We start from the raw sequence: 23,792 nt of genomic DNA, 5'->3' as shown, positions 1-23,792 counted from the left end.
CCCCCCCCCCCCCCCCGCGGCCCCCGCCCCCCCCCCACCGCGCCCGCCCCGACCCCCCCAACCACCCGGCCCGCGGGGGGGCCGACCGCGGGGGGTGCGCCCTTCGTCCCCGGGGCGCGCCGCCACCGGGAGGGGGTGCGGGCGGGTGATTTCCGGCGCCCGGGAGCGCGCCGGGGGCGGGCCGGACGCCGGGCGCCGCCGGGCCGGGACGGTCAGCGGCGCAGCGGGGAGAGCACGTCCATCGCGTACTCGAGGGCCTCCGGCTGGGTCGCCTCGCCGAGAAGGGGGAGCAGCGGCAGCACCGAGCAGCCGCGGTTGCCCTCGTCCTGGTGGTCGATCTCCCAGCGGAGATCGGGCTTGCCGGCCTGGGTGGTCGCCACCACGAACAGCGGCTGGGCACAGCCTTGGCACAGGTAGTGGTGGCGGTTCATGGCCTCCCTCTCCGCGGCAGGGGTCTCGGAAGGCCGATTCTCCGCCGCCGCGGCCCGTCCTGCCTCAGGGGTGGGCTGAGTGGGGCGCGGCCCTTGCGGGGCACGGATCCCGTGAGACCCTGCCGCCATGATCGGAGAGCTGCAGTGCGTGGTCCTCGACTGCGCCGACGTCGAGGTGCTGTCCCGGTTCTACGCGGAACTGCTGGGCGGCGAGGTGAACCGGCCGGACCGGCGCTGGGCCGTGGGCGACGGCTGGGCGACCCTGCACACCCAGCGCGGCCTCGTGCTCGCCTTCCAGCGGGTCGCGGACCACCGGCCGCCCCGCTGGCCGGACCCCGAGCGCCCCGCCCAGTTCCACCTCGACGTGGACGTCCCCGACCTGGAGGCCGCGCAGGCCAGGGTCCTGGAGCTGGGCGCGGAACTGCTCGACGCGGGCGAACCCGCCCGGGGCTGGCGGGTGTTCGCCGACCCCGCGGGACATCCGTTCTGCCTCCTGGGGCGCCCCGTCACTCCATGAAGGCGAGGCCGTGGGCGATCCCGTTGCGCTGGATCTCCGATGTGCCGGTCAGCACCCGGAACATGCGGATCTTGCGGAACAGGAACTCGATCTCGTGGCCCTGGGTCAGCCCCTCCTTGCCGTGGATCTGGACGGCCTGGTCGAGGATGCGGAACGCGGACTCGGCGACGAACAGCTTGCTCATGAACGCCTCCGTGCGCACCTCCTCGCCCCGGTCCAGGGCGGCGAGCGCCGCGTACGTCATCGACCGGGCCGCGTACAGCTCGGTGGCCATGTCGGCGACCTTGTGCTGCACGGACTGGAGGGCGAGCAGCGGCTGCCCGCCCGCGACCTTGCGGGTCCGGGTCCGCTCCAGGGTGAGGGCCAGAGCGCGGCGGGTCGCGCCGATGACGTTCGGGCAGTGCAGCAGGCGGTTCGTCGTGACGCGGCCGAGCGCGATCCGCATGCCCCGGCCCTCCTCGCCTAGCAGGTTCGCGGCGGGGACCCGGCAGTCGTCGAGCACGATGTCGCTCTCGATGTGCTCGCCCGACATCGGCGTGGCGCCCTCCGCGACCGTGCAGCCCGGGCTGTCGAGATCCACGAGGAACGCGGAGAACGCCGGCTTCTCGCCCTCCGCCTCGCCGCTGCCCGCCATCCGCGCGACGACGATCGCGAAGTCCGCGAACGGGCCCGCCGAGCTGAACACCTTGTGCCCGGTGAGCCGGTAGCCGTCCCCGTCCCGCACGGCCGTCGTCCGCATCGCGCGCACGTCGGACCCGGCGTCGGTCTCCGTGAGCGAGAAGCAGCAGGCCCGCTCGCCCCGGACGACCGGGAGCAGGTACCGCTCCAGTTGGTACGGGGTGGCGTGGCGCAGGATGTCGCCGGCGCGCAGCGGGCCGCCCATGTCGCCGAGGACGCTGTGCCCGAGGACGCGGCCGGACGCGCCGACCTCCTCCTTCAGGGCGGCGAGCGCGGTGTGCGAGAGGTTCCGTCCGCCGTACCGCTCGGGCAGGTGGATGCCGTAGAAGCCGAGCTCGCGGCTGCGCCGCCAGACCGGTTCGAGGTCGGCACGGGTCAGCCGGGACGCGTGGGTGAAGCCGTGCTGCTTCTCGTGATCGGCGAGCTCGCCGTCGAGGTAGATGCGCAGACGGTCGACCAGGTCGGCCAGTTCGGGGTCGTGCGCGTAGGAGGGGCGCAGGGAGAAAGTCATCGGTCGTTCCTCAAGGGGTGCGGCTCGGGGGTCAGTTGACGCGGCGGGCGGCGTCGGCCCAGAACGGTTCGCGGACGGCCTTGCGGTCGAGCTTGCCGTTGCGGTTGTGGGGGAGCGCGGCCACGAAGTCGACGCTGCGGGGCTTCTTGAAGCGGTCGAGACGGTCGGCGCAGAAGTCGGCGATCTCGTCGGCGCTCGGCGCGTGCCCCGGCCGCGGCACGACGACGGCCTTGACGGCCTCGCCCCACCGCTCGTCCGGCACGCCGACGACGCACGCCTCCTGGACGCCCGGGTGCTCGTAGAGGGCGGCCTCGACCTCGGTGCAGTAGATGTTGAAGCCACCCGAGATGATCATGTCCTTCTTGCGGTCGACGAGGAACACGTAGCCGTCCTCGCGCATCCACGCGAGATCGCCGGTGTGCACCCAGCCGTCCCTGAACGTCTCGGCGGACAGCTCCGGTTCGCGCCAGTACGCGCGGACGCAGTCCGGGCCGCGCACGATCAGCTCGCCGACCTCGCGCGCCGGCAGCGCCCGGCCCGCGTCGTCGACGATCCGCAGCTCGGTGTCGTAGACGGCACGCCCGCAGGACTGGAGCAGCTCCGGGTCCTCGGCCAGGCCGCGGGCGATCTCCTGGCTGCTGAGCGCGGCGACGGCGCTGGTGGTCTCGCCCAGTCCGTAGCCCTGTGCGACGACCGGGCCGAAGAGGGCGACGGCGTCCTTGAGGCGCTGCGGGGAGATGGGGGCGCCGCCGACGCGGACGCTGGTCAGGCTGGACAGGTCGCGCCCGTCCGCGCCGGGGTGGGCGAGCACCATGTTGACCATGGCCGGCACCAGGAACGTCGTCGTGATCCGCTCCCGCTCCACGGTGTCCAGGAACGTCCCGGCGTCCCAGGCGGGCAGGACGTGGGTCGCGGAGCCCGCGAAGACGTTGGCGAGCAGGGTCATGCCGGTCGCGTGGGTGATGGGGCCGCAGGCGAGGTAGCGGGAGTCGCGGCGCGGCCGGGACTCCTCGTTCATGAGCAGCTTGCGCATGTTGGCGAGCCGGTTGCCGAAGGTCTGCACCGCTGCCTTGAGCGTGCCGGTCGAGCCCGAGGTGAAGTTGAGGACGCAGGCGTCGTGCTCGTCGACGTCCACGGGCTCCGGCGCTTCCCCGGCCGCCTCGTCGAGCAGCGCGGCGTAGGAGAGTTCGGCGCCGGAGGTGCTGTCGAGGGAGACGGGCAGGCAGTCGGTGCCCGCCGCCTCGATCGCGGCCAGGGCGTCCTCGCGATGCGCCGCGTCGAAGACGAGGAGGCGGACGGGCGCGTACTCCAGGATGTGCCCGACCTCGGTGCGGCCGAGCCGGGCGTTGATCGGGGCGCGCACCAACCCGGCCTTGTAGAGGGCGAATTCGACCTCCACCAGCTCGCCCCGGTTCCAGGCGAGAGAGGCGACGGCGTCGCCGGGGCGCAGCCCGCGGGCGAGCAGCGCGGCCGCGAGGCGGTCGGTGGCGCGGTCGAGCTCCGCGAAGGTCCAGGTGCGTTCGCCGCAGACGAGGGCGGTCGCGTCGGGCCAGTAGCGGGCACTGCGGGTCAGGTACGTGCCGAGGTTCATCGACCGTCTCCTCCGTGGAAGTTCAGCGGGAACGGCCGCATCTGCCGAATGTCAAACAGTCAGGCCGTTACTGAACACATTGTTCGGTAACTACTGGACTGTCAAGAGCCTCTAGACTGAGCGCGACCACGACAGGGGCGATCCCGGCAGGGGGCGGCCCCGACAGGGCGAAGGGAAGCGGCATGGCTGAGGACAGGCGCACCAGGCGCACCCGCCGGGCGCTGGGCGGGGCACTGGTCGAGCTGGTGCTGGAGCGCGGCTTCGGCGCGCTGACCGTCGAGGACATCACCGAGCGCGCCGACGTGGCCCGCGCCACCTTCTACGCCCACTTCAAGGGCAAGGACGACCTGTTCGCCCGGGTCACGAGGGACCTGCTCGACGAGCTCGCGCAGCGTCTCGAACCCGTGATGGCCGACAGTGCCGTCGGCTTCACCGGCAAACCGGTCCTGGAGATGCTCCGGCACGTCACCGACGAGCGGGACACCTACCGGGCCGTGCTGCGGGGCGAGGGCGACGGCAAGCCCCTGCAGATGTTCATGGACGCCTGCTCGGCCTACGCCGCCCGGGAGTTCAAGGCCCGCGCCGAGCGCAACGACGTGCAGCCGCGCATCGACGCTGACCTTCTGGCCCGCGTCTGGGTCGGCGAACAGGTCGCCGTGCTGCGCTGGTGGGCGGAGCAGGACGCCCCGCCCGTGCCGGCCGAGGAGGCCGTGCGCATGCTCCTCGACCTGGCGCTGCGCGGCCGCTACTGGGCCAGCGGCTTCCCGGGCCCGGACGTGCCCGCCCCCGACGGCTCCGCCTGACGGAACGCGGCGAGCCGTGCGGCGTCCCGGGCCGGACGGATGAGAAGGACCGCCACGAGACCGCAGACGATCATCACCGCGGACGCCAGCGCGAAGGACCGCGCGTAGCCCGCTCCGGAGGACGCCGCCGAGTCCAGGAAACGCCCCGTCAGGGACGGTGCGAGCAGGGCCGGCAGGGTCCCCGTCGCCGCCACGATGCCGAACAGCGCGCCCCGCTGCGCGCCCGGCGCCACCGCCGCGGCCGTCATGTAGTGCAGCGGGAACGCGATCGAGTGCGCGCCGAACGCGATCGCGATCAGGGCGATCCGCCCGGCGCCCGGCGCGGCGAGCGGGATCAGTGCCATCGCCGTACCCGCGCAGAGCACCGCGACGCCCTGCGGCACACCGGTCGACCAGCGCGAGGACACACCGCGCCGGGTCAGCCGGTCGACCGCGGGGGACAGCGCGAGCAGCAGCAGGAAGCTCAGCCCGGACACGGTGCTGAGCGTCGAGGCCGCCGCGCCGGGGCTCATGGCCATCTCCGTCTGCAGGTACGAGGGCAGCCACGCCTGACTGAGCGTCATCGCCCACTGGGCGCCGAACGCGCTCGCCACGCTGCCGATCACCGTGCCGCACAGCAGCAGCCGCCGGTAGGGCACCCGTCCCCGCGCCTCCGGCTCCGCCCGGGCCGCGTCCGCGGACCGCTGCTGCGTGCGGTCGTACGGGCCGTCGTGCCCGAGGAACCACCACACGGCGCTCCAGGCGACGCTCACCACCGCGAGCGCGGCGAACGCCGAGCGCCAGCCGAACGATGTGATCAGCCAGGTCACCAGCGGCGCCGCGACCAGCGTGCCGAGCGCGGCCCCGCTGATCTGGAGCGCGGACGGCAGTCCGCGCCGCCCCGCCGGGAACCACTTGTACAGGGCGTGCATCGACATCGGCGTGGCCGGCCCCTCGGCGGCGCCCAGCAGCACCCGCCCCACGACGAGGGCCGGCACCGCCGCCACGATCAGCACCGGCAGCTGGGCGACGCCCCACACCAGGCACATCACGAAGAGCAGCACCCGGCTGGAGATCCGGGACGAGAAGAAGCCCACCAGGAGCCCGGACAGGCTGAAGAGCACCGAGTAGGAGCTGGAGATCAGCCCGTACGTCCCGTGGCTGATGTCCAGCTCGCGCATGATCGGCCCGGCGGCGAGCCCCAGGACCGACTTGTCGGCGAAGTTGATGATCATGAACGTGACGATCAGCGCGGTGACGGTCCAGGCGCGCCGCCGGTCGAACGCGGGCGCCTCCAGGGGGTCCAGGCGGTCGAGGACCGGGGGCGGGGATGGCTGCGAGGGCATGCGCGAACTCCTGCGGTGTCAGGGAGCGGGCAGGCGCGGCGCCGGGGGAGCGGCGTCGTCTGCGGCGCCGAACGGAGTTACTGAACAACTCGTCCGCTAACGATTGAGTTGTTCGGCAACGTAACCCGCTGGACACCTCCGGTCAATGGGTCCGTGCACGCGGCGGCACGCAGAACGGCCCCGCCGAGGGGCGGGGCCGGTTCAGGGGCCTGCTGGGGTGCCGCATAGCATGATCGGCATGGGAAAGCCGAAGAAGTCCGCCGCGCCGTGCCGGATCGTCGTGTGCCGCGACTGCTGCTGCGGCAGCCCCAAGGTGGCCGGTGACCACGCCGCCCAGCGCGCGCGGCTGCGGGACGGGGCGCCCGTGCAGATCTCCAAGTGCCTCGACGTCTGCGACCAGGCCAACGTGATCGTGGTCCAGCCGTCGACGGAGGGCCGGGCCGCCGGAGGCCGCCCGGCCTGGTTCGGGCTCGTCAACGACGCGGAGGCGACCGAGGACATCCTGGCGTGGGTGCGGGCCGGCGGGCCGGGCGTCGCGCCCTGCCCCGACATCCTCGACCTCTACGCGTTCAAGCCGTCACGCCGGGTCCGCGACGCCCTCTAGGGCCTATTCCGGCCGGTCGGCGGAGCGTTCGCCGTCGCGGAACGCGGCGAGCAGCCGCTCCGCCGCCACCGTCGCCGTCAACTCGCCCGCCCTGACCTGTTGTTCGAGGCCGGGGGACAGGGCCCGTACGGCCGGTGCCGCGTGGAGCCTTCCGAGGAGCTCGTCGCGGACCATCGCCCAGGTCCAGCCGACCTGCTGGTCCCTGCGCCGCTCGGCGAGCCGGCCCGTCGAGTCGAGCAGGGTGCGGTGCTGTTCGAGCCGCTCCCACACCGTGTCCAGGCCCGTCGACTCGCGCGCGCTGCAGTGCAGCACGGGCGGCGTCCAGAACGCGTCCTTGCCGTGCATCAGCCGCAGCGCGCCCGCCAGTTCACGCGCGGCCGCGCGGGCGTCCCGCTCGTGCGGGCCGTCCGCCTTGTTCACCGCGATCACGTCGGCCAGCTCCAGGACGCCCTTCTTGATGCCCTGGAGGCCGTCACCGGTGCGCGCCAGACTCAGCAGCAGGAACGTGTCGACCATGTCGGCGACCGCGGTCTCCGACTGCCCGACGCCGACGGTCTCCACGAGGATCACGTCGTAGCCCGCGGCCTCCATGACCACCATGGACTCCCGGGTGGCCTTGGCGACGCCACCGAGCGTGCCCGCGCTGGGGGAGGGGCGCACGAAGGCGTTCGCGTCGACCGCGAGCCGCTCCATGCGCGTCTTGTCGCCCAGGATCGAACCGCCGGTCCGCGTGGAGGACGGGTCGACGGCGAGCACCGCCACGCGGTGCCCGAGCCCGGTCAGCATGGTGCCGAAGGCGTCGATGAACGTCGACTTGCCCACCCCCGGCACCCCGCTGATCCCGATGCGCCGCGACCGGCCGCTGTGCGGCAGGAGCGCGGTCAGCAACTCCTGCGCCAGCGCCCGGTGCTGCGGCCGCGTCGACTCCACCAGGGTGACGGCGCGGGCGACGAGCGCCCGCTTCCCGTCGAGGACACCCTTGACGTACGTGTCGAGATCGAGAGGCGCCATCGGACTACGCGTCGTGCCCGAGGTCGACGGCGAGCCGCTCGATCAGATCGTGCGCCGCGTCCGGGATGACCGTGCCGGGCGGGAACACCGCCGCCGCGCCCATCTCCAGGAGCGTCGGCACGTCCTGGGGCGGGATCACACCGCCGACCACGATCATGATGTCCTCGCGGCCCTCCTCGGCCAGTGCCTCGCGCAGCGCGGGCACCAGCGTCAGGTGGCCGGCGGCCAGCGACGACACACCGACGATGTGCACGTCCGCCTCGACCGCCTGCCGGGCGACCTCGCCAGGCGTCTGGAACAGCGGGCCGACGTCCACGTCGAAGCCCAGGTCGGCGAAGGCCGTCGCGATCACCTTCTGGCCGCGGTCATGGCCGTCCTGGCCCATCTTCGCGACCAGGATGCGCGGCCGGCGTCCCTCCGCCTCGGCGAACGCGTCGACGCGCTCCCTGGTCCGGTCCACGTTGGCGGACTCCCCTGCCTCGTTGCGGTACACGCCGGAGATCGTACGGATCTGGCCCGCGTGCCGCCCGTACACCTTCTCCAGGGCGTCCGAGATCTCGCCGACGGTCGCCTTGGCGCGCGCCGCGACCACGGCGAGCTCCAGCAGGTTGCCGTCACCGCCGGCCGCCCGGGTCAGCGCCGCGAGCGCGTCCTGGCAGGCCGTCTCGTCGCGCTCCTCGCGCAGCCGGCGCAGCTTGGCGATCTGCTGCGCGCGCACCGACGAGTTGTCGACCTTCAGGACCTCGATCTGCTCGTCGCTGTCCACCCGGTACTTGTTGACGCCGATCACCGGCTGCCGGCCCGAGTCGATGCGGGCCTGCGTGCGCGCCGCCGCCTCCTCGACCCGCAGCTTCGGGATGCCCGCGTCGATGGCCTTCGCCATGCCGCCGGCCTGCTCGACCTCCTGGATGTGCTGCCAGGCCCGCCGCGCCAGGTCGTACGTCAGCTTCTCCACGTAGGCGCTGCCGCCCCACGGGTCGATCGTGCGCGTCGTGCCGGACTCCTGCTGGATCAGCAGCTGCGTGTTGCGGGCGATGCGCGCCGAGAAGTCGGTCGGCAGGGCGAGCGCCTCGTCCAGCGCGTTCGTGTGCAGCGACTGAGTGTGGCCCTGCGTCGCCGCCATCGCCTCGACACACGTACGCGTCACGTTGTTGAACACGTCCTGCGCCGTCAGCGACCAGCCCGAGGTCTGCGAATGCGTGCGCAGGGACAGCGACTTGGCGTTCTGCGGGTCGAACTGCTTGACCAGCTTCGCCCACAGCAGGCGGGCCGCGCGCAGCTTCGCGACCTCCATGAAGAAGTTCATGCCGATCGCCCAGAAGAAGCTGAGCCGCGGCGCGAACGCGTCCACGTCCAGCCCCGCCTCGCGCCCCGCCCGGATGTACTCGACACCGTCGGCGAGCGTGTACGCCAGCTCCAGATCGGCCGTCGCACCCGCTTCCTGGATGTGGTAGCCCGAGATCGAGATCGAGTTGTAGCGGGGCATCCGCTGGGAGGTGTACGCGAAGATGTCGGAGATGATCCGCATCGACGGGCCCGGCGGATAGATGTACGTGTTGCGGACCATGAACTCCTTGAGGATGTCGTTCTGGATGGTCCCCGCGAGCTTCTCCGGCGGAACGCCCTGCTCCTCCGCCGCCACGATGTACAGCGCGAGCACGGGCAGCACCGCGCCGTTCATCGTCATCGACACGGTCATCTTGTCCAGCGGGATGCCGTCGAACAGCTGCCGCATGTCGTAGATCGAGTCGATCGCGACACCGGCCATGCCGACGTCACCCGTCACCCGCGGGTGGTCGCTGTCGTAGCCGCGGTGCGTCGGCAGGTCGAACGCGACGGACAGACCCTTCTGACCGGCCGCCAGATTGCGCCGGTAGAACGCGTTGGACTCCTCGGCCGTGGAGAAGCCCGCGTACTGACGGATCGTCCACGGCTGGTTCACGTACATCGTCGGGTACGGGCCGCGCAGATACGGGGCCGCGCCCGGGAACGTGTCCAGGAAGTCCAGGCCCTCGAGGTCCTGTCCCGTGTACAGCGGCTTGACGCCGATGCCCTCGGGCGTCTCCCACAGCAGGTCGGAACCGTCGGCGGCCTGCTTGACCGCCGCGTTCCACACGTCGGCGCCCGGCCCGGAGCCGGGCGTGCCCAGCTCGACGCCGGAGAAGTCGGGTACGGACATCAGGACACTCCCATGCGGTCGAGCGTGGCGGACAGTACGGCCACGGCGTCACAGCCTGCGTAGACGTACGAGTCGACGTCCGCGTACGGTCCCGGGCGGCCGGCCAGCGCCACGTGCGAGGCACCGGCGGCGCGCAGCGCGGCCACCGTCTCGTCGGCCTGCTCCGCGTACAGCTTGTCGCTGGAGCACACGCACACCTCGGTGGTGCCGCTGTCCTCGAACGAGCCCTCGGTGACCGGCTCGACGCCACCCGCCTGGAACAGGTTCGCGGCGAAGGTGAGGCGCGCCGAGTGCGCCGCGGCCGGGCCGAGCGCCGCGAGGAACACCTTCGGGCGGGCGCCCGTCCTCGCCAGGAACGCGTCCGAGCGGGCCCGCAGCTCCTCGAACGCTTCGTCACGGCGCACCCGCGGCAGACCGCCGGACGGCTGGGCGGGCAGCGGCTCGCGGACCACCGGCTGCTCGGCCAGGAACGGGAACTCGCTGACACCCGTGACCGGTTCGCGGCGCTCCGCGATCCGCGCGCTGCGCGCGGCCCACGTCGCCGCGATCCGGTCGTGCACCAGACGCGAGCCGAGCGCCGCCGCCTGGCCGCCCCCGCGCTCGATCTCCTGGAAGAACTCCCAGGCGGCGTGCGCCAGTTCGTCGGTGAGGCGCTCCACGTACCAGGAGCCGCCGGCCGGGTCGATCACCCGGGCCAGGTGCGACTCCTCGACGAGGATCGTCGACGTGTTGCGCGCGATGCGGCGCGCGAACGCGTCGGGCAGGCCCAGCGCGTGGTCGAACGGGAGCACCGTCACCGCGTCCGCGCCGCCGACGCCGGCCGCGAGCGTCGCGATCGTCGTGCGCAGCATGTTCACCCACGGGTCGCGGCGCGTCATCATCACCGGCGACGTCACCGCGTGCTGCACCTGCGCGCCCGCCTCGGGCGCCCCGCACACCTCGGCGACACGGGCCCAAAGGCGGCGCGCCGCACGGAACTTGGCGATCGTCAGGAACTGGTCGGCGCTCGCCGCGTAGCGGAACTCCAGCTGCCCGAGGGCCTGTTCGACGCTCAGCCCGGCCGCCGTCAGCTCCCGCAGGTACGCGACACCGGTGGCCAGCGAGCAGGCCAGCTCCTGTGCGGCCGAGCCGCCCGCCTCGTGGTACGGCAGCGCGTCCACCGTCAGGGCGCGCAGCCCCGGGTACTCCTCGGCGCAGTGCTTCGCCAGCGCCGCGACCGGCGCGAAGCCGAACGACGCGCCGGTGCGGGCCTCGTGGCCCAGCGGGTCGGCGCCCAGGTTGCCGCGCACCGCGTCCGCGGCGACGCCCCGGGCGGCGTAGATCTCGAACAGCGTGCGGGCCGCGGCCTCGACCTCGGCGCCCGCGTCGAGCACCACCGGCGCGAGGTCCAGGTACACGCCCTCCAGGGTGGCCGGGAGCGCGTCGACCGGGATGCCGGCCTCGCCGCCCACGGTCAGCCACAGGGACGTGACCCCGTTCTCCAGGTCGGCGAGGACCGCCGCGGAGTCGGGGCGGGAGTGCGGCTGGCGCACGTCCCAGCCGCCCAGCGTGTTCCCCTCGGGGCGGCCGCCGCGCACGAACGGTGCGAAGCCGGGCAGCCCGGAGGCGGGGGTGTCGTCGTGCGCGGTGTAGAGGGGGCGGGCACGCAACCCGTCCTCCAGCGCGGTGGAGAGGGCTTCTTCCGCTTCCGCGGCCGAGACTTCCTTACCCGACTTGCGCAGAACACCCGCGACCAGGTGCTGCCACTGTTCATGTGTCGCGTCAGGGAACTCGGCCGCCAGGGAGAGCCCGTCGTCAGGCAGGACCGTCATGCTCGGATGCTAGGTCAGATCCGCGCGGGAGCAGCAGGTATACAGAGTGTGACCTTGTTCTCCTTGCCAGAACCGGATCAGGACTCTAGACGGCCGCGAGCGGTCGTTCAGGCGGACGCGAGCTGCTCGGCGAACTCCCGCGGCGTCATGACCGCGGTGCCGTCCACGTTCACCACCGGGATCACGGTGTCGTCGTAGCGGACGGCCGGCGTGCCCACGAGACCGAAGGACGCGAAGGCTCCGGTCACCTCCGCCGCCCACGTGTTGTAGACGTCCTGGGCGACCTTGGCGTCGAAGTCCGCGGACCGCAGGCCCGCGACCGTGCCGGCCACCGACAGCAGGTGCGCCGGAACGCCGAATCCGTCGTCGCCGGGAGGGAAGGGCTGCGCCGCGAACAGGGCGCCGAGATAGTCCATGAACGGACCGGCGCCCACGTCCGCGGCCGCGCCCAGCGCCGCCAGCGCCCGCCGAGAACCGCTGCCGCCGACCGTGTCGTCCATGACCGCCGCGAAATGGAACTCGAGGACGAAATCGCCCGCGTCGGCGCCGTCGCGGAACGTGTCGAGCAGACTCGCGGCCAGATGCGCGCTGGCCCGGTCGCGCAGTTCGAGAAAGACCTGGAGCCGGTGCGCGTCACCCGTGTCGCCGTAGTACAGGGTCGTGCCGCCGCTGCCGGTCGTCTGTGCGGGAACCATGCTTCGAGACTGACACGGAACGGTGCCGCGTGCGGCCCGGGGACCTGCGCGTCCGTTCGTTTTGTGGGCCCTCACAACGCCGTTTGTGCGCCGTGCCAGAACCGGGCGGCAGGAGCCCGGGACAGTGATCACGGGGGCCCCATTCGGTTGCGGCGGGGCACCGGCCGGGCTTGTCTGGAGAGGCACGTCGCACTGCCCATCGGGAGTTGCCATGTCGATGTCGTCCTTCGGATTCGGTTCCGATCCCTTCGGTTCCTCCGACCCCTTCGGTTCCTCGGATCCGTTCAGCGAGATGCTGAACCGCTTCTTCGGAATGTCCCCCGCGTCGTCCCCGCCCGCCGTACAGCGTGTTCCCATCGGGCGGCTGCTGACGGAATCGTCCACGGAGCTCGTCAACCTGGCCGCGCGCAAGGCCGTCGAGGACGGCAGCTCCGACCTGGACACCGAGCACCTCCTGTGGGCGGCCACCAAGGTCGACCCGTCGCGGCGGCTGCTGGCCCGCGCCGGTGTCGACCCCGACGCCCTCGCCGCCGAGATCGCCAAGGTGCTGCCGGGGGAGTCCGGCGAACCGTCCGCCGACCCCGGGCTCACCCCGGCGGCCAAGCGGACCCTCGCCGACGCCTACGCCCGCTCCCAGCAGGCCGGTGTCTCCTACATCGGACCCGAGCACATCCTGGCCGCCCTCCTCGGCGACCCCGACACCGGCGCGGCCAAGATGGTGCGCGCCGACGGTCTCGACCCGGGGAAGCTCTCCGGGCTCACCGAGCAGGCGGCCCCGCGCGGGGAGAACGGGGCGGCCGGCACCGGACAGCCCGCCACGACCCTGGACGAGTACGGCCGGGACCTGACCGAGGAGGCGAAGGCCGGGAAGCTCGACCCGGTGGTGGGCCGGGCCGAGGAGATCGAGCAGACCGTCGAGATCCTGTCGCGCAGGTCGAAGAACAACCCGGTGCTGATCGGTGAGCCGGGGGTCGGCAAGACGGCGATCGTGGAGGGCCTGGCCCAGCGGATCGTCGCGGGCGAGGTGCCGGAGACGCTGAAGGGCAAGCGCGTCGTCGCGCTCGACCTGTCCGGGATGGTGGCGGGCGCGCAGTACCGCGGCCAGTTCGAGGAGCGTCTGAAGAAGGTCATCGAGGACGTCCAGAACGCCGGCGGCGACATCATCCTCTTCATCGACGAACTCCACACCGTCGTCGGCGCGGGCGCCACGGGGGAGGGCGCGATGGACGCGGGCAACATGCTCAAGCCCGCCCTCGCCCGCGGTGAACTGCACGTCGTCGGCGCCACCACCATCGACGAGTACCGCAAGCACATCGAGAAGGACGCCGCGCTCGAGCGCCGCTTCCAGCCCGTGCTCATCCCCGAGCCGACCGTGGAGCAGACCGTCCAGATCCTGGAGGGCCTGCGCGACGCGTACGAGGCCCACCACCAGGTCCGCTTCGCCGACGGGGCACTGGCCGCCGCGGCCGAGCTGTCCGACCGCTACATCGGCGACCGTTTCCTGCCCGACAAGGCCATCGACCTCATGGACCAGGCCGGTGCCCGGGTCCGGCTGCGCAGCGCCGGACGCTCCACCGAGATCGTCAGCCGCGAGGACAAGATCGCCAAGCTGACCCGGGAGAAGGACCAGGCGATCGCCGCCGAGGACTTCGAGCGGGCCTCCGAGCTGAAGCGCGACATCGCCGAGGTGGAGGGCGAGCTCGCCGGGATCGAGGAGCGCCGCGAGGGCGTCGTCTCCGTCACGGCCTCCGACATCGCGGACATCGTCTCGCGGCGCACCGGCATCCCCGTCTCCCAGCTCACCGCGTCCGAGAAGCAGAAGCTCCTCAAGCTCGAGGAAGAGATGCACGCCCGCGTCGTCGGCCAGGACGAGGCCGTCACCGCCGTCTCCGAAGCCGTCCGCCGCAACCGCGCGGGCATGGGCGATCCGAACCGGCCCGTCGGCTCCTTCCTCTTCCTCGGCCCGACCGGCGTCGGCAAGACCGAACTCGCCAAGACCCTGGCCGCGTTGCTGTTCGGCGACGAGTCCAGCATGGTCCGCTTCGACATGAGCGAGTTCCAGGAGAAGCACACCGTCGCCCGCCTGGTCGGCGCCCCGCCCGGATACGTCGGCTACGACGAGGCCGGACAGCTCACCGAGAAGGTCCGCCGGCGCCCCTACAGCGTCGTCCTCTTCGACGAGATCGAGAAGGCGCACCCCGACGTCTTCAACACACTGTTGCAGATCCTCGACGACGGCCGGCTCACCGACTCGCAGGGCCGCACCGTCGACTTCCGGCACTGCGTGGTGATCATGACGTCGAACATCGGGGCGCACCGCATCCTCGCGCACGAGGGCGACGCCGCCGAGCTCAAGGACGAGCTCATGGACGAGCTGCGCACCCGCTTCCTGCCCGAGTTCCTCAACCGGATCGACGACATCATCGTCTTCCACAGCCTCACCGAGGACGACCTCGGCGAGATCCTCGGCCACCTCCTCGACCTCAGCGAGCACCGGGTCCACGCCCAGGGCCTGAAGCTCGAGGTCACCGAAGCGGCCCGCAAGCTCCTGATCGCGCACGGTCACCAGCCCGAGTTCGGCGCCCGCCCGCTGCGCCGCACCGTCCAGTCCGAACTGGACAACCGCATCGCCTCGCTGCTCCTGAGCGGCGACGCGGAACCGGGCGACACCATCGTCGCCGACGTGCGGAACGACACGCTGCACTGCACTGTTCGTAAGGGGGACCCGCAGCCCGAGGACGGGCCCGAGCCGGCCGCCGCCGACTCCGAGACCACGTCCTGACCTGCGAGTTCTCCCGCAGTGTAGGCATTCGAGGAGGAGCGATGGTGCACCACCACAAGCCGAACCGCGAGGTCGGCGGGGACCCGGACCGCGACAGCGACCACGGCCGCGGCCTGCCGCGCCGCCCCGACAGCGAACGCCTGGAGCGCCGCACCGAGCGGGACCGCCGCGCCGTCGGCCTGCCCGACGGCGCGCCCGAACCGGCCGCCGTCCAGTACGAGGAGGCGCACGCCGAGATCGACCGGCAGGCGGCGAGCGGGGAGCTGCGCACGGGCGACACCCGCCGCGCCGAGCGCGACGCCTTCCCGCCGTCCCGCTACGACCGCTGACCCGGCCGCTCACCGCGTCACCCCGTGACCCCAGCACCCCGTCACCGCGTCACACCCGTCGTCCCGCAGACGTGAAAGCCCCCGAGGGGCGGAGAGGAACACCGTCGTGAACGCCTCCCAGGCCGGCCAGGAGGGGACGGAGCCCCGCGTGGGCCCCGTCCCCGAGGGGGAGCCGGAATTCCACCCGTACCACCACCCGGCCGCGGGCTGGGGGGCCGCCAAGAGCGTCACCCGGTTCATGGCGCGCGAACGCGCGACCGACGGGCCCCGCGCCATCCTCAAGATGAACCACGAGAACGGCGGCTTCGACTGCCCCGGATGCGCCTGGCCCGACGACCTCAAGGGCCTCAAGCTCGACATCTGCGAGAACGGCATCAAGCACGTCACCTGGGAGATGACCCCCAAGCGGGTCGGGCGCGACTTCTTCGCCGCGCACTCCGTGACCGAGCTGTCCGAGTGGACCGACTACGCGCTCGAGGACCAGGGCCGGCTGACCGAACCGATGGTCTACGACCCGGACACCGACCACTACGTGCCCATCAGCTGGCGCGACGCCTTCGAGCTGGTCGGCCGCACCCTGCGCGAGCTCGACGACCCGAACCAGGCCTCGTTCTACACCTCGGGCCGGCTCGGCAACGAGGCCACGTTCCTCTACCAGCTCTGGGCCCGCGAACTCGGCACCAACAACCTGCCCGACTGCTCCAACATGTGCCACGAGGCCAGCGGCCGCGCCCTCCAGGCGGCGCTCGGCACCGGCAAGGGCACCTGCGACCTCAAGGACTGGGAGAGCACCGACGCCCTGTTCATCATGGGCGTCAACGCCGCGTCGAACGCGCCGCGCATGCTCACCGCCCTCGCCGAGGCCTACCACCGCGGCGCCCAGATCGTGCACGTCAACCCGCTCGTCGAGGCGGCCGCCACCCGCACGATCATCCCGCACGACTTCACCGACATGGCCCTCAACAAGTCGACGCGGACCAGCACCCTGAACCTCCAGGTGCGCATCGGCGGCGACATGGCCTTCCTGCGCGGCCTCGCCAAGGCCGTCCTCGAACAGTCGGGGACCGACCCCAAGGCCCTCGACCAGGAGTTCATCGACCGGCACACCACCGGCTTCGAGGAGTACCGGGCCCTGTGCGAGGCCACCTCGTGGGACGAGATCGAACGCCAGTCGGGCCTGACCCGGGAGGCGATCCTCAAGGCCGCGCGCGTCTACGGCGAGGCCGACCGCAGCATCATCAGCTGGTGCCTGGGTGTCACCCAGCACGAGCACGGCGTCGACACCGTCCGCGAGATCGTCAACGTCCTGCTGCTGCGCGGCAACCTCGGCCGCGAGGGCGCCGGGCCGTCCCCCGTGCGCGGCCACAGCAACGTGCAGGGCAACCGCACCTGCGGCATCGACCACCGGCCCACCGAGGAGTTCCTCCAGCGGCTCGCCGACGTCTGCAAGATCGACCCGCCGCGCGCCCACGGCCTCGACACCGTGCACACCATCAAGGCCATGCGCGCCGGCGACGTGAAGGTCTTCGTCGGCATGGGCGGCAACTTCGCGCTGGCCGCCCCCGACACCCCGTACACGTACGCCGCCCTGCGCAACTGCGAGCTCACCGTGCAGGTCAGCACCAAGCTCAACCGCAGCCACGTCGTCCACGGCCGCAAGGCGCTCATCCTGCCCTGCCTCGGCCGCACCGAGAAGGACCAGCAGAAGGCCGGCGTCCAGAGCACCTCCGTCGAGGACTCGATGAGCATGGTGCACCTGTCCGTCGGCATGAAGCGCCCCGCGTCCAAGCACCTGCTCTCCGAGCCCGCGATCATCGCCGGCATGGCCCGCGCCACGCTGCCCGAGAGCGACACCCCGTGGGAGTGGTACATCGAGGACTACGACCGGGTCCGCGACACGATGGCCCAGGTCCTGGACGGGTTCGAGGACTGCAACCGGCGGGTGCGGCTCCCGCTCGGCTTCCGGATCAAGCAGCCCGCGCGCGAGCTGGTCTTCCTCACCGAGTCCGGCAAGGCCGAGTTCTCCACCGCCCCGCTGCCCGACGTCGTCCCCGCCGCGGGCACCCTGGCGCTCGGCACCATGCGCTCCCACGACCAGTGGAACACCACGATCTACTCCGACAACGACCGGTACCGGGGCATCAAGAACCTGCGCAGCCTCGTCTTCATGAACAAGGACGACATGCGCGAACGCGGCATCTCCGAGATGGACCCGGTCGACATCACCAGCACCGCCCGGGACGGCAGCACCCGCAGCCTGAACGGCTATCTCGCGATCCCCTACGACATGCCGCGCGGCTGTGCCGCCGGGTACATGCCCGAGATGAACGTGCTGTGCGCCCTGGACGACTACAGCACCCAGAGCGACCAGCCGATCATGAAGCACGTCAAGGTGACCGTCGAACCGGCCGGCTGAGCCGCACCGCGTCCACCGCCGTCACCAGTTCCGCGAGAGCGCGCGGGTCGCCCAGCGAGCGGCCCGTGAGCTCGCGGATCCGGCCCAGGCGGTAGCGGACCGTGTTCGGGTGGCAGTGCAGCAGCCGCGCCGCCTCGTCCGCAGAGCCCGACTGCTCCACGAACACCTCCAGTGTCCGCAGCAGCGGGTCCCGGTCCTCGGCCGGCAGTTCGAGCACCGGCCCGAGGACCTCCCGGGCCAGGCGCCGCCCCTCGTCCGGGTCGTACGCGATCAGCGCGGCCAGCGGACTCCCGCTGAAGCTGCGCACCTCCGCCGTCCCGACCGGCACACCGGCCAGCGCGGAGCGGGCCAGGTGCAGCGCCCGCGGCGTGTCGGACAGCGACCGGTACGCCGGGCTCACCCCGGTGCGGGCCGTGGCCGCGTCCCGCAGCGTCTTCAGGGCCGCCGTGTGCTGCTCCACGCGCAGCGCCACCACCCCGGTCTGGAGGGTCGGTGTCAGCTGCCACGCCGACACGACCCCGATCTCGGCGAGCCGGCGCTCGACCCCGATCAGGCTCTCCTCGGCGAGCCCCGAGTTCTCCGCCGCCACCACGACGAGGTCCGTGTCGAGCGGCAGGCCGAGCAGCTTGCCCACCTCCCACGCCCCCGAGTCGAGCACCAGCTGCCCCGTGAACAGCGCCTCCACCAGCGCCGAACGGCGCCGCTGCTGCGCGGTGAGCAGCTCCGCCGTCGCCGCCCGGTACGCCTCCGTGAGCGCCAGCGCGTGCTCGTCGGACAGCCGCCACAGCGCGCTCGACGCGTCGACCAGCGCGTCCAGCGTCCTCGCGTCCCCCTCGGCGCGCACGTGCCCCAGCATCAGGTCCCAGAGCATCGCGCACGCGATCCGGTAGCAGCGCAGCACCTCCGGCAGCGGGGCCCGCTGGTGCGCGCGGCGCCGGCCCGTCTCCGAGGGCGCCGCCAGATCGGGGGTGTGGTCCGGGTCCGCGAGCCCCCGCACGACGAAGCGCAGGTTCACGTCGACGGAGCGGTGCAGATCGGCCGCCGGGGCGACGGCGTGCCCGCCGGACAGGGCGTAGCGCGGGCGCCCCCCCCCGCGCACGGGGGCGGGGAGGGCCCGCGCCGGCCGCCCGGCCCACGCCACCAGCTCGGCCGGCAGCGCCGCGCCTACCGCCCCGCGATCACCCATCTGAGCTCCCCGTCCACCCTCGTCCGGCCCCTGCGATGCTACGCGCAGCGACCGGACGGGGCGGGGGTGACGATCACCGGGCGGGGCGTGTCACCGGTCCCCGGCGAGCCGGACGAGGTCGGCGAACAGACCGCCCGCGTGGGCGAGTTCCTCGTACGTGCCCTGCTCGACGATCCGCCCGTGCTCCATCACCACGACACGGTCGGCGCACCGCGTGTTCTCCAGCTGGTGCGTCACCACGATCGTCATGCGCCCGGCCGCCCCGCGCCGGATCCGCTCGAAGATCTGGTGCTCCCCGCGCGGGTCCATCTGCGAGGTCGGCTCGTCGAGGATCACGAGCGGCGTGTCGCGGTACAGGGCGCGGGCACACGCCAGGCGCTGCCACTGGCCGCCGGACAGCTCGGCGCCGCCCCACAGCTCCTTGGCGAGCAGCGTGTCCAGCCCCTGCGGCAGACGCTCGACGGGCTCGCGCATCCCGACCGCGTCGACCGCCTCCCACACCGCGTCGTCGTCGTACGTCCTCGGCTGCCCCAGCGTCACGTTCTCCCGGACCCGCAGCGGCCAGCACGCGAAGTTCTGCGGCACCAGCGCGGTGCGCCGCCACACGGAGTCGGGGTCCGCGCCGGCCAGATCCGTGCCGTCCCACAGGACGCGTCCCTTGTCGGGCAGCAGAATCCCGGTGAGCAGCCGGGTCAGCGTGCTCTTGCCCGAGCCGTTCTCCCCGACGACCGCGAGGATCTCGCCGCGGCGCAGGGCCAGCGAGACGCCGTCGACGGCCGGGCGGTCCTTGCCGGGGTAGCGGTAGACGGCCTCGTCGAGCCGGATCTCGTCGACCCGCTCGGGGACGGCCGCGGTGCCGCGCCGCGGCGCGCGCTCGGCCGCGAGCCCCAGGAAGGACCGCATGTCGGCGAGGTACAGCGAGGTGTGGAACATCGCCGCGCCGTTCTGCACGAACTGCGACAGCGCGGCCAGTGCCGTCTGCACCGCCACCACGGCGGTCGCCGCCACGGGCAGCGCCACCCGGCCCGTCACCGCGAGCCAGGCGAGCACCGCCCACGTGAGACACAGGAACAGTCCGCCGAGCGCGGCCGTGGACAGGGTGATCCGCAGCATGCGGGGCGCGGCCGTCAGCGTGCGCCGGTCGATCCGGTCGGACAGGGCCCGGTACCAGTACAGGAGGTAGCCGGTCATCCCGTTCGCCCGCACCTCGTCGCCGTAGCGGGAGTAGGTGGCCCACCAGCGCATCATCGAGCGGACGTTGCGGTCGCCGACGTTCAGGTAGTGCGTCTCGTAGTCGACGCGCGCGGACAGGACCGCGCCGGCGCCGGCCGGGAGGACGGCCAGGAGGAGCAGCGGCAGCATCGTGGGGTGCAGGGTGGTGACGACCCCGGCCGCGGCCGCCATCCGGATCAGCGCCGCGAGGAAGCGCTGCGCGTCCTGCACCATCGTCCGGGTCCGGGTGACCCCGACCTCGGCGGCCTCCTGCCGGTCGCTGAACCCGTCCTCCCCGTACGCGGCCGACTCCACCCGGCACACGGCGCCGACGAGCGCGACATCGGCCTCGGTGATCAGCAGGGGCGTGATCCGGCCGTCGGCGTACGAGGCCAGGGCGCCGCTGATCCGGCCCGCGGCGGCGCCCGCCGTGACGGCGAGGAGGTCCGGCAGCGAGGCGTGCAGGCGTTCGGTGACGGGGCCCGCGCCGAGGAGGTGGCGCATGGCCTCGGCGGTCGACGCGAGCGCCAGGGCGGCCGCGCCGCCGGTGAGCAGCTGGCACACGAGCAGCAGCACGACGCCGGTCCTGTCGACGGCCCAGGCCATCCGCGCGGTGTGGGCGAGCACCGCCGGCAGCCGCCGGCACATCGCGCCGAAACCGGCTCCGGCCAGCGGGTTCTCCCCGTACTTGCCCTCGAAGGTGATCGTCGCGGGCGGCGGGGGAGGAGGGGTGTCCGGCTCGGGCGGCACGGTACGGGTCATGGTCATCCAGGTCCTCCTGCTCCGGCACACCGCACCCGGGTGGTGCGGCGGTGACCGGGACAACGAGCCCGCGGCGGATTCGAACGCGCTCGATTCCGGACGTCGCGCGACCGCGGAATCCCGGGCCGCCGCAGCGACGCCCTCGGTGCCCGAACGGCCCCGGTTCCCGCTCCGTTGGCCGAATCGCCGTGCTTGATACGGGTGTGACGGACGAGGTCTGCTGAAGGGGTGCGCGCCGCCACGGCGCGCGCCTCCCCGGGCGTCTTGAGCGGCGCCCCGCACTCCTGTTGACTGCGGGCCGGCGGAGCGCCGTGAGGATCGAAGCGAGGAGTGCCGATGTCGTCCCGTGAGTCCGAACGCCCGGACGGCCGCGTGTGGTTCGTCACCGGTACGAGCACCGGGCTCGGCCGCGCCCTGGCCGAGGAGGTCGTCGCCGAGGGGGACCGGCTCGTCGCCACCGCCCGCGACCCGCGCGCCCTCGAGGACCTGGTGGCCCTCGCCCCCGACCGCGTACGGGCGCTCCCGCTCGACGTGACCGACCCCGGGCAGGTACGGCAGGCCGTCGACACCGCCCTGAAGGAGTTCGGCCGTGTCGACGTGCTCGTGAACAACGCCGGATATGCCCTGCGCGGCGCCCTGGAGGAGCTCTCGGACGTCGAACTGCGCCGGCAGTTCGACACGAACGTCTTCGGCGCGGTCGACGTGACCCGGGCCGTCCTGCCGTCGATGCGCGCCCGGCGCGGTGGGCACATCGTGCAGATCTCGTCCGTCGCGGGCGTGTCCGGCACGCTCGGCGGCGGCGCCTACGCGGGGACCAAGTTCGCCCTCGAAGGGCTCTCGGAGGGGCTGGCCGCCGAGGTCGCGCATCTCGGGATCCGCGTGCTCATCGTCGAACCGGGCCCGTTCCGGACCGACTTCACCGGCCGTTCCGTGCGCTTCGCCACACCGATCGACGACTACCGGCCCGTGCTCGACCCGGCCCGCGAGGCGTTCCTCGCCCGCCACGGCAGCCAGCCCGGCGACCCGGTCAAGGCGGCCCGCGCCGTCATCGCGGCCACGAGCATGGACGACCCGCCGCTGCGGCTGCCGCTAGGGGCGAACGCCGTGGACCGGATCAGGGAGCGGTTCGGCGAGCGGCTGCGCGAGCTCGACGCGGTCGAGCCGCTGGGGCGGCCCACCGACTTCGACTGAGTGGCGCTGAACCGGCCGGCAGGGACCGGTCGGGAACGGCAAGGGGCGGCGGCAGGTCTCAGGGCCTGCCGTCCTCCACCAGACGGCGCAGCTCCGGCAGCAGCGCGTCCAGGTCCTGGCCGGTGCGGAAGGCGATGACGGTGGTGCCCGAGCCGGAGCCGGCGCCGGGCACCGGAGTCGGGAACAGGGCCAGGACCTCACGCATCGCCTCGTCCATCTCGGAGACGGGGTCGGCGGACTCGCCGCGCAGCCAGCGCCGCAGCACGTGGTTGTGCGCGGCCACCACGTTCGCCGCCATCAACTCGGCCCGCAGGGAGGCCGATTCGGTCGGATCGCCCATCCAGTCCGAGATGAACTCGCGGAACAGCCGCTGATAGCGCGCCACGCTCGCGATCTCCCGGTCGCGCAGCGCCGACACCTTGCTGGTCAGGCCGTAGCGGCGGCGGGCCAGCTCGCCCTCGTCCAGATAGTGCAGCAGGACCAGGCGCACCGCGTCGGAGACCGCGACCAGCGCGGTGCCGCTGTTCGACGTGTTCAGCCGGTCCCGGATCAGATCGAGCAGCCGGTCGTGGTCCGGGAAGATGACCTCTTCCTTGGACCGGTAGTGCCGGAAGAACGTCGTGCGCCCCACCCCGGCCCGCTCCGCGATGTCGTCCACGGTCGTCTGCTCGTAGCCGCGCTCGTCGAAGAGGGCGAAGGCGGCGTCGGCGAGGCGGGACCGTGCGGATGGCTTGCTCATGATCGCTCATCCTCTCCTGTCTCGGGGCTTCCTGTCTCGGCAGGTGGGGGCCACTTGCTCAATACAATGGTACTGAGTACCGTCATGGCGATATCGAGTACCAAGGAGGTGGGCGCCGTGCCGCCGACACCTTCCGCTCCGGGCCCGCCCCACCCTCGACAGGAGCCGGGCGCCCACTGACTCTGGAGTACGACTCATGGCTCTCACCCTCGCTCAGCCGCACCGCCACCCGGTGCTCGCCGACCGGCTGCTGCCCGGATCCGCGGTGGCCCGCACCACGCTCCTCGTGGCGCTCGGCACCGGCCTGACGGCCCTCGCCGGCCAGTTCGCGGTCCCGGTGCCCGGCTCTCCGGTGCCGGTCACCGGACAGACCTTCGCCGTGCTGCTCACCGCGGCGGCCCTCGGCCCGGCCCGCGCGGTCGCGAGCCAGGCGCTCCTCCTCGTGCTCGGCGCCGTCGGTCTGCCGGTGTTCGCGCACGGCGCGAGCGGCGCCCACGTGGTCTTCGGCGCGACCGGCGGCTACCTGATCGGCTTCCTGATCGCCGCCGCCCTCGTCGGCCAGGGCGCCCGCCTGGGCGCCGACCGCTCCCCGTGGCGCGCGCTGCCGATGTACGCCCTCGCGACGCTGGCGATCTACGTGGCGGGCACGACCTGGCTCGCGCTGAGCACCGGCATGTCGGCGAGCGCCGCGATCGCGGCCGGTGTGGTCCCCTTCCTCGTCGGTGACGCGCTCAAGGCCGCCCTCGCGGCCGGGCTGCTCCCGGCGGCGTGGCGCGTGGTGGGCCGGATCGACGGGACGACGGACAAGGGCTGACCGACGCGTCGACCCCGTCGACACGTGCGGTACAGGTACAGCAGGAACAGCCGGGACAGCCAGGACCTCAGGGACAGCAGGGACACATGAACGAGATCGACATCCACACGACCGCCGGGAAGCTCGATGATCTGCGGCGGCGGATCGACGAGGCGACGCACGCGGGTTCGGCGCGTGCGGTGGAGAAGCAGCACGCGAAGGGGAA

19 protein-coding genes and 1 pseudogene are annotated in these 23,792 nt (G+C 72.8%); 9 read left to right on the top strand and 11 right to left on the bottom strand.

What is annotated here, in order from left to right:
• Positions 1-212: 212 nt before the first annotated feature.
• Positions 213-431, bottom strand: a complete 219-nt coding sequence (locus ACFW9D_RS28930) for a hypothetical protein (protein ID WP_188335588.1) — start codon at positions 429-431, stop codon at positions 213-215.
• Positions 432-558: 127 nt separating this feature from the next.
• On the opposite strand from ACFW9D_RS28930, the gene ACFW9D_RS28925 reads away from it, so the two are divergent.
• A complete protein-coding gene (locus ACFW9D_RS28925; protein ID WP_384626565.1) occupies positions 559-948 on the top strand; it encodes a VOC family protein in 390 nt (129 codons plus the stop codon).
• On the opposite strand, the gene ACFW9D_RS28920 is transcribed toward ACFW9D_RS28925, so the two are convergent.
• Positions 938-2,137: an acyl-CoA dehydrogenase family protein gene (locus ACFW9D_RS28920; protein WP_384626563.1), complete on the bottom strand. Its 1,200-nt coding sequence runs from the start codon at positions 2,135-2,137 to the stop codon at positions 938-940. The genes ACFW9D_RS28925 and ACFW9D_RS28920 overlap by 11 nt on opposite strands.
• A 31-nt stretch (positions 2,138-2,168) precedes the next feature.
• Positions 2,169-3,728: an AMP-binding protein gene (locus ACFW9D_RS28915; protein ID WP_384626560.1), complete on the bottom strand. Its 1,560-nt coding sequence runs from the start codon at positions 3,726-3,728 to the stop codon at positions 2,169-2,171.
• Positions 3,729-3,910: 182 nt separating this feature from the next.
• Between ACFW9D_RS28915 and ACFW9D_RS28910 the strand changes: the two genes are divergently transcribed.
• The gene (locus ACFW9D_RS28910) at positions 3,911-4,531 is read left to right on the top strand and encodes a TetR/AcrR family transcriptional regulator (RefSeq protein ID WP_384626557.1); all 621 of its coding nucleotides are present in this window, start codon (positions 3,911-3,913) and stop codon (positions 4,529-4,531) included.
• Here the strand turns inward: ACFW9D_RS28910 and ACFW9D_RS28905 are convergent.
• Entirely contained in the window at positions 4,474-5,856 is a 1,383-nt protein-coding gene (locus ACFW9D_RS28905; protein WP_384626553.1) for an MFS transporter, read from the bottom strand. The genes ACFW9D_RS28910 and ACFW9D_RS28905 overlap by 58 nt on opposite strands.
• A gap of 229 nt (positions 5,857-6,085) precedes the next feature.
• Between ACFW9D_RS28905 and ACFW9D_RS28900 the strand changes: the two genes are divergently transcribed.
• Positions 6,086-6,460, top strand: coding sequence for a (2Fe-2S) ferredoxin domain-containing protein (locus ACFW9D_RS28900; protein WP_384626551.1), 375 nt, complete (start codon positions 6,086-6,088; stop codon positions 6,458-6,460).
• A 3-nt stretch (positions 6,461-6,463) separates the two neighbouring features.
• On the opposite strand, the gene meaB is transcribed toward ACFW9D_RS28900, so the two are convergent.
• The 4 genes from meaB to ACFW9D_RS28880 form a co-directional block, all read right to left on the bottom strand.
• On the bottom strand, positions 6,464-7,471 hold the full coding sequence (gene meaB, locus ACFW9D_RS28895; RefSeq protein ID WP_188335581.1) for a methylmalonyl Co-A mutase-associated GTPase MeaB: 1,008 nt from the start codon (positions 7,469-7,471) through the stop codon (positions 6,464-6,466).
• Positions 7,472-7,475: 4 nt separating this feature from the next.
• Entirely contained in the window at positions 7,476-9,650 is a 2,175-nt protein-coding gene (scpA, locus tag ACFW9D_RS28890) for a methylmalonyl-CoA mutase (protein WP_384626548.1), read from the bottom strand.
• Complete coding sequence (locus ACFW9D_RS28885; RefSeq protein WP_384626544.1) at positions 9,650-11,461, bottom strand: methylmalonyl-CoA mutase family protein; 1,812 nt, start codon at positions 11,459-11,461, stop codon at positions 9,650-9,652. The genes scpA and ACFW9D_RS28885 overlap by 1 nt, the downstream gene beginning before the upstream one ends.
• Positions 11,462-11,568: 107 nt before the next feature.
• A complete protein-coding gene (locus ACFW9D_RS28880) occupies positions 11,569-12,156 on the bottom strand; it encodes a DsbA family protein (RefSeq protein WP_384626541.1) in 588 nt (195 codons plus the stop codon).
• 211 nt (positions 12,157-12,367) lie between these two features.
• On the opposite strand from ACFW9D_RS28880, the gene ACFW9D_RS28875 reads away from it, so the two are divergent.
• The 3 genes from ACFW9D_RS28875 to ACFW9D_RS28865 all read left to right on the top strand — a co-directional run bounded on the left by ACFW9D_RS28875 (position 12,368) and on the right by ACFW9D_RS28865 (position 17,683).
• The gene (locus tag ACFW9D_RS28875; protein WP_384626538.1) at positions 12,368-14,938 is read left to right on the top strand and encodes an ATP-dependent Clp protease ATP-binding subunit; all 2,571 of its coding nucleotides are present in this window, start codon (positions 12,368-12,370) and stop codon (positions 14,936-14,938) included.
• 41 nt (positions 14,939-14,979) lie between these two features.
• Positions 14,980-15,267: a hypothetical protein gene (locus ACFW9D_RS28870; protein WP_188335577.1), complete on the top strand. Its 288-nt coding sequence runs from the start codon at positions 14,980-14,982 to the stop codon at positions 15,265-15,267.
• A gap of 238 nt (positions 15,268-15,505) precedes the next feature.
• A complete protein-coding gene (locus tag ACFW9D_RS28865) occupies positions 15,506-17,683 on the top strand; it encodes an FdhF/YdeP family oxidoreductase (RefSeq protein ID WP_384626568.1) in 2,178 nt (725 codons plus the stop codon).
• Here ACFW9D_RS28865 and ACFW9D_RS28860 read toward each other — a convergent pair.
• Both ACFW9D_RS28860 and ACFW9D_RS28855 read right to left on the bottom strand, forming a co-directional pair.
• Positions 17,655-18,869: a PucR family transcriptional regulator gene (locus ACFW9D_RS28860; RefSeq protein ID WP_384626536.1), complete on the bottom strand. Its 1,215-nt coding sequence runs from the start codon at positions 18,867-18,869 to the stop codon at positions 17,655-17,657. The genes ACFW9D_RS28865 and ACFW9D_RS28860 overlap by 29 nt on opposite strands.
• A 90-nt stretch (positions 18,870-18,959) precedes the next feature.
• Positions 18,960-20,849, bottom strand: a complete 1,890-nt coding sequence (locus tag ACFW9D_RS28855) for an ABC transporter ATP-binding protein (protein ID WP_384626533.1) — start codon at positions 20,847-20,849, stop codon at positions 18,960-18,962.
• A gap of 330 nt (positions 20,850-21,179) precedes the next feature.
• On the opposite strand from ACFW9D_RS28855, the gene ACFW9D_RS28850 reads away from it, so the two are divergent.
• Positions 21,180-22,034, top strand: coding sequence for an oxidoreductase (locus tag ACFW9D_RS28850; protein ID WP_384626531.1), 855 nt, complete (start codon positions 21,180-21,182; stop codon positions 22,032-22,034).
• Positions 22,035-22,092: 58 nt separating this feature from the next.
• Here the strand turns inward: ACFW9D_RS28850 and ACFW9D_RS28845 are convergent, their stop codons facing one another.
• Positions 22,093-22,773, bottom strand: a complete 681-nt coding sequence (locus ACFW9D_RS28845) for a TetR/AcrR family transcriptional regulator (RefSeq protein WP_188335574.1) — start codon at positions 22,771-22,773, stop codon at positions 22,093-22,095.
• 196 nt (positions 22,774-22,969) lie between these two features.
• On the opposite strand from ACFW9D_RS28845, the gene ACFW9D_RS28840 reads away from it, so the two are divergent.
• Positions 22,970-23,587: a biotin transporter BioY gene (locus ACFW9D_RS28840; RefSeq protein ID WP_384626527.1), complete on the top strand. Its 618-nt coding sequence runs from the start codon at positions 22,970-22,972 to the stop codon at positions 23,585-23,587.
• A pseudogene (locus tag ACFW9D_RS28835) lies at positions 23,584-23,792 on the top strand (hypothetical protein); the annotation flags it as partial. The gene ACFW9D_RS28840 and the pseudogene ACFW9D_RS28835, both read left to right, overlap by 4 nt.

The sequence above is a fragment of the Streptomyces sp. NPDC059524 genome, from assembly GCF_042749255.1.
Classification (GTDB): domain Bacteria; phylum Actinomycetota; class Actinomycetes; order Streptomycetales; family Streptomycetaceae; genus Streptomyces; species Streptomyces xanthii.
Note: the sequence above shows the minus strand (reverse complement) of the source record. Positions and strands in the feature narration are given on the sequence as shown.

Excerpts from the sequence above, each read along its gene's own strand:
- scpA (WP_384626548.1), bottom strand. The coding sequence starts at position 9,650 with ATGTCCGTACCCGACTTCTCCGGCGTCGAGCTGGGCACGCCCGGCTCC.
- ACFW9D_RS28855 (WP_384626533.1), bottom strand. The coding sequence starts at position 20,849 with ATGACCATGACCCGTACCGTGCCGCCCGAGCCGGACACCCCTCCTCCC.
- ACFW9D_RS28905 (WP_384626553.1), bottom strand. The coding sequence starts at position 5,856 with ATGCCCTCGCAGCCATCCCCGCCCCCGGTCCTCGACCGCCTGGACCCC.
- ACFW9D_RS28880 (WP_384626541.1), bottom strand. The coding sequence starts at position 12,156 with ATGGTTCCCGCACAGACGACCGGCAGCGGCGGCACGACCCTGTACTAC.
- ACFW9D_RS28860 (WP_384626536.1), bottom strand. The coding sequence starts at position 18,869 with ATGGGTGATCGCGGGGCGGTAGGCGCGGCGCTGCCGGCCGAGCTGGTG.
- ACFW9D_RS28840 (WP_384626527.1), top strand. The coding sequence starts at position 22,970 with ATGGCTCTCACCCTCGCTCAGCCGCACCGCCACCCGGTGCTCGCCGAC.
- ACFW9D_RS28875 (WP_384626538.1), top strand. The coding sequence starts at position 12,368 with ATGTCGATGTCGTCCTTCGGATTCGGTTCCGATCCCTTCGGTTCCTCC.
- ACFW9D_RS28850 (WP_384626531.1), top strand. The coding sequence starts at position 21,180 with ATGTCGTCCCGTGAGTCCGAACGCCCGGACGGCCGCGTGTGGTTCGTC.
- meaB (WP_188335581.1), bottom strand. The coding sequence starts at position 7,471 with ATGGCGCCTCTCGATCTCGACACGTACGTCAAGGGTGTCCTCGACGGG.
- ACFW9D_RS28920 (WP_384626563.1), bottom strand. The coding sequence starts at position 2,137 with ATGACTTTCTCCCTGCGCCCCTCCTACGCGCACGACCCCGAACTGGCC.
- ACFW9D_RS28885 (WP_384626544.1), bottom strand. The coding sequence starts at position 11,461 with ATGACGGTCCTGCCTGACGACGGGCTCTCCCTGGCGGCCGAGTTCCCT.
- ACFW9D_RS28915 (WP_384626560.1), bottom strand. The coding sequence starts at position 3,728 with ATGAACCTCGGCACGTACCTGACCCGCAGTGCCCGCTACTGGCCCGAC.
- ACFW9D_RS28910 (WP_384626557.1), top strand. The coding sequence starts at position 3,911 with ATGGCTGAGGACAGGCGCACCAGGCGCACCCGCCGGGCGCTGGGCGGG.
- ACFW9D_RS28865 (WP_384626568.1), top strand. The coding sequence starts at position 15,506 with ATGGCGCGCGAACGCGCGACCGACGGGCCCCGCGCCATCCTCAAGATG.
- ACFW9D_RS28870 (WP_188335577.1), top strand. The coding sequence starts at position 14,980 with ATGGTGCACCACCACAAGCCGAACCGCGAGGTCGGCGGGGACCCGGAC.
- ACFW9D_RS28900 (WP_384626551.1), top strand. The coding sequence starts at position 6,086 with ATGATCGGCATGGGAAAGCCGAAGAAGTCCGCCGCGCCGTGCCGGATC.
- ACFW9D_RS28845 (WP_188335574.1), bottom strand. The coding sequence starts at position 22,773 with ATGAGCAAGCCATCCGCACGGTCCCGCCTCGCCGACGCCGCCTTCGCC.
- ACFW9D_RS28925 (WP_384626565.1), top strand. The coding sequence starts at position 559 with ATGATCGGAGAGCTGCAGTGCGTGGTCCTCGACTGCGCCGACGTCGAG.
- ACFW9D_RS28930 (WP_188335588.1), bottom strand. The coding sequence starts at position 431 with ATGAACCGCCACCACTACCTGTGCCAAGGCTGTGCCCAGCCGCTGTTC.